Source organism: Aliibacillus thermotolerans, from assembly GCF_027853235.1.
In the GTDB taxonomy this organism is placed as follows: Bacteria; Bacillota; Bacilli; order Bacillales; family Marinococcaceae; genus Aliibacillus; species Aliibacillus thermotolerans.
The window spans coordinates 88,257-101,532 of record NZ_WKJG01000039.1; the positions used below are offsets into that span (position 1 = coordinate 88,257).

Below are 13,276 nucleotides of genomic sequence, written 5' to 3' on the forward strand. Positions count from 1 at the left end.
GGAGATGGAGGTGAGTTTTTTGACTGAAAACAAATTATTTACGATAAACTTTTGGGTAAGGGAGCGTTAAAGATGTCTGAATTAAAATTGAATCCAATTGTAAAAGAAGAAACAACAAAAGAAAGAGTGTATAGGCAAGTGAAAGAAGCGATATTAAATGGAAATATTTCACCTGATGTCATTTTTACAGAAGTTCAGCTAGCAGAGCAACTAAATACATCAAGAACTCCAGTTCGTGAAACCGTCCAAGACTTATTAAAAGAAGGGTTAATTGTATCTATCCCGAGAAAAGGTTTACAAGTGAAAAAGATCACTTCCATTGAACAAGAACAAATTTCCTTACTCCGAACGGCGATTGAAACCAATATTATTCGCAAAATGACAAATAAAATAACTGGTGAACAATTAGATAGTTTAAAAAAGCTTTATCAAAAGCAAATGCGGGCAAAAGAGAAAAATGATCATTTAACATTTATTGAACTTGACCAACAATTCCATGCATTTCCTCTCAAAGTGTTAAATTATACATTGGCAGAAGAAATTATACTTAATTTAAATGAATTAACTCGTTTAGTTGGTTTGCAAGCTTTGGGGAAGTACGGAAGAATGGACGAGGTATTGGAAGAGCACGAGGTGATCATTCGTGCCATCGAAAAACGAGATGGTGAGCTGGCAGCAGACGCAATGAAAATTCACTTAGAGAACACGAACGAAACATTGGAAGAGATTCAGAGAAAGGAAAAGGAATCTTCAAACGACTAGCTTGCTGAATGACCTTGTGCGATTGCACGGGGTCATCACTTGTTTTCTGGCTCGAATCAATATAAATATTTTTTTGAGAATATTGTGTATACATAATTAAGAGTTTATTATATAGTATACTAATCCAGCGATGACAAGTACAGGAAAAAGAATAGGACGATCTATATTCATATCCATGGGGCGGATTTATATGATGCCCCTCTTATTATCGAATGAAAGCGTATTCATACGTATAAATTTTTAAGAAGTAGAGTTGTGGTCACGCACTCGATGTATTTCGGAGTGAACAGTAAAAGTATAATGATGCATTTATTCTCGTTACGGATCAATAAAAAGTTCCAGCTTGTCAGAACCTATCGTATATTCATTGGAAAAAAGAATGACAAACTAGAAATTGATATCCGGGTCTGGAAGCAGTATATTACACCCGGAAGCGCTTTTACAATAATACCTCGAAAGGTTTACGCCTTGTCATGAGTAGCGGCGGAATAATTGCAGACTGTCATGAATTTCTTGTTACCGCTGCGTGGCCACTTGCTCGGGTCAAACATTGGAATACGTTTAATGCTGCTAGAGCACTGGAAAATCAATGCTTCCTTATCTCTTGTAACTGCGTAGGAGAAACACAAGGAGAAATTTTAGGTGGACACAGCCAAATCGTCGATCCATGGGGAAGGGTACAAGCAACTCTCGATGCATCAGAATCTATTCTTACAGCTGAAATTGATCTCTCACAAATTGAACGAGTAAGGGAAGACTTCCCCCAATTGAAACATCGGGTGATGGGGGTGTAGTCATTCAATGAATTTTACCGTCGGAAAACAAAATATATCTTTTGAACCTGAACGACTATTGATTGCAGGATATACGTCTAAAGATCAAGAACAACTTAAAAAACACATTGAAGAATTGCAAGTAGAATTAGGAGTTGAACCACCGCCAACCATCCCGATGATCTATGACTTGTCTCCGGAATTGTTGACAACAAAGTCAGAAATTACGGTTGTAAAAAATGATACGAGTGGCGAAGCAGAAGTGCTGATTGCCGATATCAATGGTGAATGGTATGTCGGATTAGGAAGTGATCACACCGACCGTAAATTAGAGTCTGTATCGGTGCAAAAGTCGAAGCAAGTATGTTTAAAACCGATTTCACAAGAACTGTGGCCATTATCCGAGATAGAGAATCATTGGGATGAGATTGAATTAAAAAGCTGGGTTACACATGACAATGAAAAAGTGCTTTATCAGTCAGGGAAACTGAATGAATTTATGGAACCAAATGAATTAGTAAACATTATTAAAGAGCGCGATTATTATTCTCCCCGTGCGGTCATTTTCTGTGGTACGCTACCACTGTTAACGGATGCATTTTTGTATGGCGAACAATTTCACGCACAACTGTATGATCCGATTCGTGACCGTGCGATTCATTTAAATTACACTGTTCAACTATTAAAAGATGCCGAGGAGGAATATCAACATGGGTAAACCAGAATTAGAATTTCAAGATTACAAAAACTTTGAAGCAACACCAATTCCGCCAGTAGAAGGGTTGTCACAACGTATTATCGCTCAAATTCCAGGAACGGATGTAGCAACGAGAATTTTACAGTTCGAGCCTGGAACGGATACAAGTCCAAACGGTATTCAAGTCCATGATTTTTGGGAAGAGCTTTATATTATTGAAGGATCAATTATTGACTTGGAGTTAAATGAAGAGTTCACAAGCGGTATGGTAGCGGTTCGTCCACCGGGAATGAAACACGGTCCTTGGAAGTCTCCGAATGGATGCAAAATATTTGAAGTTCGTTATTACGCCAAAGGTCAAGAGTAAACCGAGTGGAAAGGGAGGGCATACTCCCTTTCCTTCCAAACGAAGGAAAAGAGAGGTGTTCATCAATGGATGATCAATTATTTAAAAAAGCGATGTCAAAATTCACAACCGGTGTAACAGTGATTACGACGAAGGATCAGGACGGGGTTCATGGGATGACAGCGAACGCATTTATGTCTGTATCATTGGATCCGAAACTGGTGCTTATTTCCGTTCATGAAAACGCTCGGATGAACAAGCGAATCGAACAATCTCAAAAATTTGCCGTGAGCATACTAGCAGATGATCAACAAGAGATGTCTATGTATTTTGCCGGACAGTTAAAAGAAGAACGAGATATCGAATTTGAAGAATTTAATGGCTATCCAGTCATTCCGGATGCTGTTGTAAATATTACTTGTGATGTCCACAACGCACACGTAGAAGGAGATCACACGTTATATGTCGGTGCGGTTACCGATATCAAAATTAATGATAAAGACCCTCTTACTTTATATAGTGGTCAATATGGTGATTTTAAAGCGGTTACTTCTTCATAATTTTACACAGTCTTGGAGGTACGTGTCGTGAAAGTGTATGATATTCATCATGAAAAAAAGCCAATTTCCCAAATAAAAACGTCCCCTTCGGTATTAGCCCTTGGATTTTTTGATGGATTGCATCTCGGCCATCAAAAATTATTACAAGAAGCGAAACAAATTGCGAAAAAGAAACGATTGGAATTTGCAGTGATGACATTTTATCCACATCCAAGTCAAATGATTCCCGCCAAAAATAAAATAACAAAATATCTTTCCCCCCTTTATATAAAAGAAAAAATGATGTCTTCGCTTGGTGTGGAAACGATGTACGTGGTAGATTTCAATTCTTCTTTTTCGCGCTTGTCTCCTCAAGACTTTGTTGACCAGTATATCGTTGGAGCTAATGCAAAACACGTTGTTGCAGGCTTTGATTTCAGATACGGTTTCAAAGGACAAGGAACGATGGAACAACTGAAAATCGACAGTGCCAACCGTTTCGAGGTAACCACGATTTCGAAAATTGAAAAAAATGAGCAAAAAATCAGCTCTACTCTCATTCGACAGTTATTGCGTGCGGGGCGTGTAGCAGAAATACCGAATTACTTAGGGGACTATTATGCGATTAGTGGCAAAGTAAAGACAATTTCCCCCTCCTCCCATGATGGATATACCGATCGAATCAATATGCAAGCAGAAAAAGATTATGTCATACCGATTCACGGCACGTATCATGTGGAAGTGAATATTGGTCAAGAGACGTATCACGGTATGTGTGAAGTAACGACTGAATCTCTTGAAGGGAATTTACAAATCTTTCTAGAGACCTCGTTAGCTCGAGAGATATTATTTGGGGAAGTTATCCACGTATCCTGGATAGACAGAGTGGAAGCAGTGAGTCATCTCATCTAAAAAGAAATGGAGCCGTCTCAATTGGATAGATGAGACAGCTCCATTTTTTATCTTATTTTGGAAGCGGAGAACTGTTTTTGTAAATTTGTCCTCTTTGTACGTATGTTTCGCGGATTCTTTGCATTTCCACAAAATCGTCTTCTGTTAACTCTCTAATCACTTTTGCAGGGCGACCGAATGCAAGTGTCCGGGGTGGTATGACTTTACCAGGAGGAACAAGACTTCCAGCCCCGATAAATGCTTCTTCGCCAATTTCTGCCTTATCTAACACGTGCGACCCCATCCCGATGAGCGCCCCTTTGCGAATAATGGCACTATGAAGAAGAACCATATGACCAACCGTGACGTCATCTTCTATAATCAGTGGATTATTCGGGCTTTGATGTAAAACGGAATTATCTTGAATACTGACTCGATCTCCAATAATGGTCGGTGCCACATCTCCACGAATGGACGTATTAAACCAGACACTCGATTTTTCACCGATTTTTACATCTCCTGTAATGGTGACATAATCAGCAATGTAGGCGCTATGGTGAATGGTGGGAACAACTCCTTGATACGGATAAATCATGTCAAACTCCCTCTCTTATTCATAAGTATGTTTTCTTATGTAAGTGTAGCAAAAAAAGTAGTAAAATGAATAGAGGGAACTAGTTGTGTTGGTGATTGGAAAAGGTAGGGATGTGAAATGATGAAGAAATGGTTAAGTAATCGAGCGCGGGGAACCGTGATCATCGTCCATGGGGCAGGGGAACATCACGGACGTTATCAATGGCTTATTCAATATTTGAACAGTCAAAACTTGCACGTCGTCAGCGGAGATTTACCGGGTCATGGACGGACGAGAGAAAGACGAGGACATATTGATCATTTTGATGATTACATAGAAACGGTGTATGAATGGTATAAAGAAGCAGTTTCTTATCAACTGCCCGTTTTTTTATTTGGACATAGTATGGGCGGTTTAATAAGCATTCGAGCGCTGATGGAAAAGTATTTACCGATGAATGGAGTCGTGTTGTCTTCTCCATGTCTTGGATTATACGAATATCCGAACAAAGTACTTGATGTTCTTTCTCGGGCAACGCATCGTTTACTTCCGAGTTGGAGCGTGGATACCGGCATCACAGCCGAAAAGATAACAAGAAATAAAGAAATTCGCCGCTTATATGAACAAGACGAACTCATCGTTCATCAGGTGACAGCAAGATGGTATCAAGAGTTATTAAAAGCGATGAAAAAAGTGATGCTAGAAACAGAACGGTTTCCAGATGTACCACTTTTATTAATGCAAGCGGGCGAAGATTATATTGTCGATAAAGAAGCGACACATCGATGGTTTAATCGATTGATGATTCATGATCGTTCGTTAAAAGAATGGAAAGGACTATACCACGAACTGCTTAGTGAACCTGAAAGAGAAGAAGTTTTCCGCTTTATGATGAATTTTATTCACCAACGTTTATAGCAAACTGAGGCTGTCTAATAAGTCCTGAAAAATAAATCGAGCGTTCCTTTCAACAATCATTTAGCGCTGAAACGGTGCCATACATCGTGCATGGATTGCTTTCAACAATGGTGTTTGGATCGAAACGGTGCCATGATCCATTCATCGCTTGTTTCCACAAACTATTTTTGAATGAAACGGTGGCATGAGTGATCCATGGCTCGCTTCCATTAGCTGTTTTTGAATGAAACAGTGTTATGATCCATTCATGGCCTACTTCCATTAGCTATTTTTATATAAAACGATAGCATGACCCATCCATGGGTTGCTTTCACAAGCAATACTTTGATCAAACGATAGCATGACTATCCATGAATTACTTCCATCAACAATTTGGTGTTGGAAACATGCCTATTCGGCCAAGAGGCGTTTCCAGAAGTAATTTTTGATGAAGCGATAACAAAAAAATGTCCAAAAAGTCACCAATCATGACTTTTTAGACAGCTCCGATTTACAATCATTGATATGGCTCATCTTTTTCAATCATAGTTAGTTCTCCTGTTTCTGGAGAGATGACCAGTCCGTGGACAAGGGTGTTTTTAGGCAGAAGGGGATGGCGTTTAATAATTTCGACGCTGTGACGTACGTTATCTTCGACGTCATCAAAACCTTCTAACCATTTATCAATATCAATTCCTGCGTAGGCCGCCGCTTCAATTTGAGATAAATCAAGACCATTTTCTTTTGCTTTATCCATGATCATGTTTGCTCTTAATCCTGTCATTCCACAGTCATAATGCCCAATGACAGCGACTTCTTCTGCTTGAAGCTGATACAAAGAGACGATAATACTTCTCATAATACTCCCAAAGGGGTGTGAGATGACGGCTCCTGCATTTTTGATGATTTTCGCGTCCCCATTGGATAAGTTGAGTGCGCGAGGAAGCATTTCGGTTAAACGGGTATCCATGCAAGTTAAAATCACAAGCTTTTTATTTGGGTATCGCGTCGTTCGATATTTTTCGTATTGTTTACTTTTAACGAATTGTTGGTTGAATTCCATAATTTGATCGATGGAAGACATCTATTCCACTCCTTTTGCGACCCATATATATATATATATGAAATGATTTTACCACGTTTTTGAAATAAGAAAAATACATTTTTATCGTATGAATGAACCCTCGCATATCTATCGTAGCGTCACTTGACATGTTCCGCTAAAATTCATAAAATATGGAGTATTGATGAAGAAAAGATGAACGTATGAAACGGCATATAGTGACAAACGATGAGAAGGAATAGTAGCGGGTCGACTGGGGTTCAGAGAGCTGACGGTAGGTGCGAGTCAGACGAAAGTTCCGCGAACTCCCCTTTTAGTTGCAAAGGTGAAATTGTAGTAACCTTTGCCGTTTTTCCGCGTTAAGGAATTTGAGTGGACGATTATTGATACTGTTAATCGTCAATTAGGGTGGTACCGCGGGATTGGACAAACGTCAGCCTCTCGTCCCTTATGAATGTTTATAGGGGCGAGGGGATTTTTCTTTATAGATGTACATAAATCATTAGGGAGGCGTTTTCACAAATGGCATATCCTCATCAAGAAATAGAGAAAAAATGGCAAGATTATTGGGAAAAGAACAAAACGTTTAAAACGTCGGATGAAAAAAACGACAAACCGGATTTCTACGCATTAGACATGTTTCCGTATCCATCAGGGGCAGGTCTTCATGTTGGCCACCCGGAAGGTTACACAGCGACGGATATTTTATCTCGGATGAGGCGAATGCAAGGGTATAACGTCCTTCACCCGATGGGATGGGATGCCTTCGGTTTACCGGCAGAGCAATATGCTTTGGATACAGGTAAGCATCCGAGGGAATTTACCCAAAAAAATATTGACACGTTTCGAAAACAAATTAAGTCTCTCGGTTTTTCTTATGATTGGGACCGGGAAATAGATACGACAGATCCTGAATACTATAAATGGACACAATGGATTTTTATCCAGCTGTATAAAAAAGGACTCGCTTACATGGACGAAGTAGCCGTGAACTGGTGTCCTGCCCTTGGTACAGTGCTCGCCAATGAAGAAGTGATTGACGGTGTCAGTGAACGAGGGGGACACCCGGTGGAGCGCCGTCCGATGAAGCAATGGATGTTAAAGATTACCGAATATGCGGATCGGCTACTGGAAGACTTAGAGGAATTAGATTGGCCAGAAAGCATTAAAGAGATGCAGAGAAATTGGATTGGCCGTTCAGAAGGGGCAGATGTGTACTTTGAAATCGAAGGTACGGACGAGACATTTACCGTTTTCACGACTCGTCCAGATACGTTGTTTGGTGCCACCTATTGTGTCTTCGCGCCAGAACATAAGCTCGTTGATCAAATTGTGACAGAAGAGCAAAAAGAAGCAGTAGAAGCGTATCAAAAAGAAGTAGCAAAGAAAAGCGATTTAGAACGAACGGAGTTGCAAAAAGAGAAAACAGGGGTATTCACAGGAGCCTATGCCATTAACCCGGTAAATGGTAAAAGAGTGCCAATTTGGATTGCTGACTACGTTCTTGCAAGCTACGGAAGCGGTGCAATCATGGCTGTTCCAGCGCACGATGAACGGGACTACGAGTTCGCAAAAACCTTTGACTTACCGATTGTAGAAGTCGTTGAAGGTGGCGATATTAGTAAAGAAGCTTATGTTGGGGATGGTCCGCACATCAACTCTGACTTTTTAAACGGACTTCATACAGAAGAAGCGATCTCTCGCATGATTGAGTGGTTAGAAGAAAATAACAAAGGAAAAAAACAAGTAACATATCGTTTGCGAGATTGGCTCTTTAGTAGACAACGATATTGGGGCGAACCAATCCCAATTATTCATTGGGAAGACGGCACGATGAGTACCGTTCCTGAAGAAGAACTCCCATTGGAGCTTCCGGATTTGGATGAAATTAAACCGTCGGGAACGGGAGAGTCACCCCTTGCCAATGCGAAAGAATGGCTCGAAGTGGTTGATCCGAAAACGGGAATGAAAGGAAGAAGAGAGACGAATACAATGCCTCAGTGGGCAGGTAGCTGTTGGTATTACCTTCGTTTTATCGATCCCCACAATAAAGAGAAACTTGCAGATGAAGAAAAACTTAAACGCTGGCTACCAGTAGATATTTATATTGGTGGGGCAGAGCATGCTGTATTACATCTGTTATATGCTCGTTTTTGGCATAAAGTGTTGTACGATTTAGGAATCGTTCCGACGAAAGAACCGTTTCAGCGTCTCTTTAACCAAGGAATGATTCTTGGTGAAAATAACGAAAAAATGAGTAAATCCAAAGGAAATGTCGTGAATCCCGATGATATCATCCGTTCCCATGGTGCCGATACACTTCGTTTGTATGAGATGTTTATGGGGCCTTTAGATGCTTCTATTGCCTGGTCTGAAACAGGCTTAGATGGCGCGCGTCGTTTTCTTGACAGAGTATGGCGATTGTACGTGGCAGAAGACGGTACTTTAAACGAAGCCATCAAAGACGTGGAAGGAGACCCGGCTTTCGTACGGGTATATCATCAAACGGTGAAAAAAGTAACCGAAGATTTTACCGAACTTCATTTTAATACAGCCATTAGTCAACTCATGGTCTTTATTAATGAAGCATATAAACAAAAAGAATTACCGAGAACATGTATGGAAGGGTTTGTAAAACTGTTATATCCAATTACTCCACATATAGGGGAAGAATTATGGTCTATTCTTGGCTATGAAGATACGATTACTTATGAACCGTGGCCGGAATATGACGAAGAAAAATTGGTAGAAGAAGAAGTGGAAATCGTTCTGCAAGTAAATGGGAAAGTACGGGCCAAAGCGGTTGTATCGAAAGATGCTGAGAAAGAAACACTGGAAACCATTGCGAAAGAAAATGAAAAAATACAACAGTCCATTGATGGAAAAACGATTCGGAAAATTATTGTTGTGCCGGGGAAACTCGTTAACATTGTGGCAAACTAACATCATGTTCATGGAAAAAATAGCTATTCGTCAGGCGAAAAGCTCTGCTCGCCTTCGAATAGCTATTTTGTCATTTATAGACTCAGAAGAAAGAGGAACGTGTGTGTTTGTGCATAAGTATGTGGATAAATTGGTTAATTGTGAATAACACTGTGGATTACTGATGAAAATATCCACAGTTGCTTTTACCTTTGAAAAACCAATGTTTTTTAACTCACAAACATCAATTATTTACCCACAGCCTGTGAATAATATATTGACAATGTCGAGAAGCATCGTTTCATTGTTTATGGTAAAATTTTTCTAGAACAGAGTAATATTCACTGGAGATGAAGGCATGTCAAGTTCGAAATTTTTACGAGGAACAATGATTTTAACCCTCGCTACTTTTTTGTCTAAGTTCCTTGGGATGATTTATATATTTCCATTTGCGGCAATGGTAGGGCAACAAGGATTGGCGTTGTATCAATACGGGTATCAACCGTATACAATTCTCCTTAGTTTAGCCACATTGGGTGTTCCGATGGCTGTGTCTAAGTTTGTATCAAAATATAATGCGCTTGGAGATTATCGCACAGGGTACCGTTTGTTTCGATCAAGTCTCTTGATGATGACGCTTACGGGTTTGGTCGCATTTCTTCTCTTATTTTTAATGGCACCAACCATTGCTACTTGGATAATTTCAAATCCCGATCAATTAAATGGGAACGAACTCTCTGATGTGACGTTTACGATTCGAATGGTCAGTGTTGCGCTTCTCTTAATTCCTGCTATGTCTGTATTTCGTGGTTATTTTCAGGGATTTCAATCGATGGGACCGACTGCTGTTTCCCAAGTCATTGAACAAATTGTTCGCATTGTCTTTATTTTAACGGTGGCTTTTTTTATTTTACATATATTCAATGGGGAGTTAGGCTTAGCGATTGGATTCGCCACGTTTGGTGCGTTTGTCGGAGGGATTGGCGCGCTTTCTGTGTTGATATATTATTGGAAAAAACGAAAACCCCTCATGATGAAACAAATAAAAAATAGTACTGCGCATCATCAGTTATCGTGGCAGGATATGTATAAAGAATTAATACGGTATGCATTGCCTCTCTCTTTTGTTGGGCTTGCCATTCCGTTATTTCAAATGATCGATCTTTTTACTTTTAATAATGTGCTCATGTCCATTGGATATACGCAACAAGAAGCGGAAACAGCATACGGGGCATTTGCTGCTTCTTCCCATAAATTAATTTTAATTCCGGTCGCAGTAGCAACAGCAATGTCCGTTACGTTGATTCCGACGATTACTGATTCTTTTACCAACAAAAATCATTCTTTACTGCAAAGACAAGTGACCCAGACGTATCAAGTCATCTTATTTCTCTCCATTCCAGCAGCTGCTGGTTTATCTGTTCTTTCTTATCCGACTTTTGCCGTGTTATTTGGGTTGGAAGATTTCGACATAGGCGGTCACATTCTTCGTTATTACGCTCCGGCAGCGGTTTTCTTTTCTCTTTTTTCGGTCACAGCTGCGATTTTACAAGGAATCAATCGTCAAAGGATGGCTGTTTTGTCGTTAATGATAGCGTTAATTGTGAAAGCACTAACTGCAGCTCTTTATTTAAAATGGTTTGGACCTATTGGAGGAAGTTTCAGTACGTTGACCGGTTTTGCGGTTGGTATTCTAGTCAATATGTGGGCTATTGGGAGATATGTCGGATACAAATATAAAAAGTTATTCAAAAGAACATTATTAATTGTATTGTTTACAGCCCTCATGATAGTAGCTGTGATGATCGTAAAAAACGGCGCGGAAGTGATATTCCCGCTACATTCTTGGAGAAATGCTTTGTATATTGAGGTATTTAGCGTAATTACCGGTGCAGGACTGTACTTTATTTTAAGTGTAAAAAGTGGCCTTGCTGCTCTTATTTTTGGAGATCGTTTTTCAATTTTGAAAAAGTAACTATTGAAGGAGGAGTCGAATGCTTATCGTCGGTTTTGGCAAACTTGCGAGAATGGTAACGAGTGTGAATAAAGACGTAGAAACATTTTATGTATATAACCGCACGAAAGAAAAGGTTGTTGAAGCGAAAAAGAAGAACAGAAACATTCACATCGTCACGCCAGATCAGTTTTCTTCATTTCAACATATATTTTTAGCCCTTCCTCCAGATGGATTGATCACTTTTTTTCAACAATATGGTGCTTTTTTTCAAGAAAACAGCTTGTTTTTTCATACGGCAACAGGTTTGACGAAAGAAGAAGTGGAAACGTATCTTCCCGGTCATCGGGTGATACCGTTAAAATATGCAGGACACGCGCTTCAAGCGATGCGAGAAAACAATGGAAATACATTTGTCATTCCACCTGGCTATGAAAAAGAGCGACAGATCATCGAACATTGGCTCGGTTCCGCTTTTTCTGTTGTAACTGGCACAGAAGAAGAAGTGTTGGTGGCAAATCAGGTAGCGGTAGAAGAGACGATGAAGTTGGTCGCTCAAGTAACGGAGCGGTTAGACGAACGAAAGATTCCCAAATCCATTCAAGAAGCGGCGCTTTCCCATATTCCAGCAGGAGTTGTTCATGCCCATTTAGCTGGTGAGCACGGAGCTTTTGCAAAGAAAATACTCGAACAGTGGCAAAAGGAGAAGTGTGATGAGACTTGATAAACTGTTAGCGAATATGGGATATGGTAGTCGGAAAGAAGTAAAGCAACTTGTAAAAAAAGGAGCGGTCACCATCGATGGAAAAACGGCAAAACATGCATCGATTCATGCGGATCCGAAGCATCAAGAAATCATCGTGTTAGGAGAAGCGCTCATTTATGAAGAATATGTTTATTTTATGATGAATAAGCCGAAAGGAATCCTCTCGGCCACGAAAGATAATTTTCAAAAAACGGTAATTGATTTACTATCCATGCGAGATAGAAGTCGTTCTCCTTTTCCTGTTGGACGACTCGATAAAAATACAGAAGGGTTACTTCTGTTAACGAATGATGGTACATTTGCCCATCGAATAACATCTCCGAAAAAAGAAGTACCAAAAGTGTATGAAGCTCGTTTAAATCTTCCTATATCAGAAGAAGATATTCTCGCTTTTGAAAAAGGAGTCGTTCTGGATGATGGCTATCAAACAAAAACGGCTTCTCTACATCCGCTGGATAGCAACAACAAAATAGTCTCTGTAACTATCACGGAAGGAAAGTATCATCAAGTGAAGCGAATGTTTAGAGCACGAGGGAAAAAAGTAGTCGCTTTAAAACGAACGCATATAGGTCCATTGGAATTAGATCCAGCGCTCCCAAAAGGAGGGTATCGAAAGCTTAGGAAGGAAGAGATCGCTTTGTTTTTCCGACATAAACAGAAAAAAGACTAAACCAACAATATGTTCGGTTTAGTCTTTTATGTTCAAATTGGTTTCATTTGTTATCTTTACTTAAGACGCTTTTACCTTCTTGTCTGTTGTTGTCCACTTCCCTCGAACGGGACTTCGTATTAAATCATTATACTCCAGAACGTTTAAATCCCGCTGAATCGTGCGCTGGGTGATTCCGAATTCGTCAACCAATTCTCTCGTTGTCACCGTACCTTTCTCTTTAATATAGAGGTAAATGGATTTAATGCGAGTGAGCATACGATCGGTTGAAGGTCTCAAAAAACCACTCCTTAACTGAAATAGGCCAATGAAAAGCCTTTTTTTCATTGACAGGGGTGGACGATTCAGTATTTGTTTCTTAACGGAAGTAGGAATGGTTGCTACGTTTATTAGTAGTTAAACAAGAACGTAAAAGTCACATG

The 13,276-nt window shown here is 39.9% G+C and carries 15 protein-coding genes and 1 other annotated feature; of the genes, 11 read left to right on the forward strand and 4 right to left on the reverse strand.

The window, feature by feature from the left end; all coding sequences use genetic code 11:
- Positions 1 to 72: 72 nt before the first annotated feature.
- The 6 genes from GJS40_RS06825 (at position 73) to GJS40_RS06850 (ending at position 4,029) form a co-directional block, all read left to right on the forward strand.
- Positions 73 to 762, forward strand: a complete 690-nt coding sequence (locus GJS40_RS06825) for a GntR family transcriptional regulator (protein WP_270897135.1) — start codon at positions 73 to 75, stop codon at positions 760 to 762.
- Between the two features lie 473 nt (positions 763 to 1,235).
- The gene (locus GJS40_RS06830) at positions 1,236 to 1,556 is read left to right on the forward strand and encodes a nitrilase-related carbon-nitrogen hydrolase (protein WP_270897136.1); all 321 of its coding nucleotides are present in this window, start codon (positions 1,236 to 1,238) and stop codon (positions 1,554 to 1,556) included.
- A 7-nt stretch (positions 1,557 to 1,563) separates the two neighbouring features.
- A complete protein-coding gene (locus tag GJS40_RS06835; RefSeq protein ID WP_270897137.1) occupies positions 1,564 to 2,253 on the forward strand; it encodes a DUF2848 family protein in 690 nt (229 codons plus the stop codon).
- Positions 2,246 to 2,599, forward strand: coding sequence for a cupin domain-containing protein (locus GJS40_RS06840; protein ID WP_270897138.1), 354 nt, complete (start codon positions 2,246 to 2,248; stop codon positions 2,597 to 2,599). Before GJS40_RS06835 ends, GJS40_RS06840 begins: the two co-directional genes overlap by 8 nt.
- 65 nt (positions 2,600 to 2,664) lie before the next feature.
- The gene (locus GJS40_RS06845; protein WP_270897139.1) at positions 2,665 to 3,138 is read left to right on the forward strand and encodes a flavin reductase family protein; all 474 of its coding nucleotides are present in this window, start codon (positions 2,665 to 2,667) and stop codon (positions 3,136 to 3,138) included.
- A 27-nt stretch (positions 3,139 to 3,165) separates the two neighbouring features.
- Positions 3,166 to 4,029: an adenylyltransferase/cytidyltransferase family protein gene (locus GJS40_RS06850; protein WP_270897140.1), complete on the forward strand. Its 864-nt coding sequence runs from the start codon at positions 3,166 to 3,168 to the stop codon at positions 4,027 to 4,029.
- Positions 4,030 to 4,081: 52 nt separating this feature from the next.
- On the opposite strand, the gene GJS40_RS06855 is transcribed toward GJS40_RS06850, so the two are convergent.
- On the reverse strand, positions 4,082 to 4,603 hold the full coding sequence (locus GJS40_RS06855) for a gamma carbonic anhydrase (protein WP_270897141.1): 522 nt from the start codon (positions 4,601 to 4,603) through the stop codon (positions 4,082 to 4,084).
- Positions 4,604 to 4,723: 120 nt separating this feature from the next.
- Here GJS40_RS06855 and GJS40_RS06860 point away from each other — a divergent pair, with 120 nt between their 5' ends.
- A complete protein-coding gene (locus GJS40_RS06860) occupies positions 4,724 to 5,500 on the forward strand; it encodes an alpha/beta hydrolase (RefSeq protein ID WP_270897142.1) in 777 nt (258 codons plus the stop codon).
- Positions 5,501 to 5,549: 49 nt separating this feature from the next.
- Here GJS40_RS06860 and GJS40_RS06865 read toward each other — a convergent pair whose 3' ends face one another.
- A complete protein-coding gene (locus GJS40_RS06865) occupies positions 5,550 to 5,762 on the reverse strand; it encodes a hypothetical protein (protein WP_270897143.1) in 213 nt (70 codons plus the stop codon).
- 234 nt (positions 5,763 to 5,996) lie between these two features.
- Positions 5,997 to 6,563: a beta-class carbonic anhydrase gene (locus GJS40_RS06870; protein WP_270897144.1), complete on the reverse strand. Its 567-nt coding sequence runs from the start codon at positions 6,561 to 6,563 to the stop codon at positions 5,997 to 5,999.
- Positions 6,564 to 6,761: 198 nt separating this feature from the next.
- Positions 6,762 to 6,994 (forward strand) — a binding site (T-box leader).
- 70 nt (positions 6,995 to 7,064) lie between these two features.
- On the opposite strand from GJS40_RS06870, the gene leuS reads away from it, so the two are divergent.
- The 4 genes from leuS (at position 7,065) to GJS40_RS06890 (ending at position 12,854) form a co-directional block, all read left to right on the forward strand.
- Positions 7,065 to 9,485 (forward strand): leucine--tRNA ligase, encoded by a 2,421-nt coding sequence (gene leuS, locus GJS40_RS06875; protein ID WP_270897145.1) that lies wholly within the window; start codon positions 7,065 to 7,067, stop codon positions 9,483 to 9,485.
- Positions 9,486 to 9,822: 337 nt separating this feature from the next.
- Positions 9,823 to 11,439 (forward strand): putative polysaccharide biosynthesis protein, encoded by a 1,617-nt coding sequence (locus GJS40_RS06880; protein ID WP_270897146.1) that lies wholly within the window; start codon positions 9,823 to 9,825, stop codon positions 11,437 to 11,439.
- A gap of 19 nt (positions 11,440 to 11,458) precedes the next feature.
- Positions 11,459 to 12,142 (forward strand): hypothetical protein, encoded by a 684-nt coding sequence (locus GJS40_RS06885; protein ID WP_270897147.1) that lies wholly within the window; start codon positions 11,459 to 11,461, stop codon positions 12,140 to 12,142.
- Positions 12,132 to 12,854, forward strand: coding sequence for a pseudouridine synthase (locus tag GJS40_RS06890; RefSeq protein ID WP_270897148.1), 723 nt, complete (start codon positions 12,132 to 12,134; stop codon positions 12,852 to 12,854). Before GJS40_RS06885 ends, GJS40_RS06890 begins: the two co-directional genes overlap by 11 nt.
- A gap of 60 nt (positions 12,855 to 12,914) precedes the next feature.
- On the opposite strand, the gene GJS40_RS06895 is transcribed toward GJS40_RS06890, so the two are convergent.
- Positions 12,915 to 13,133, reverse strand: coding sequence for a DeoR family transcriptional regulator (locus GJS40_RS06895; protein WP_270897149.1), 219 nt, complete (start codon positions 13,131 to 13,133; stop codon positions 12,915 to 12,917).
- Between the last annotated feature and the right edge of the window lie 143 nt (positions 13,134 to 13,276).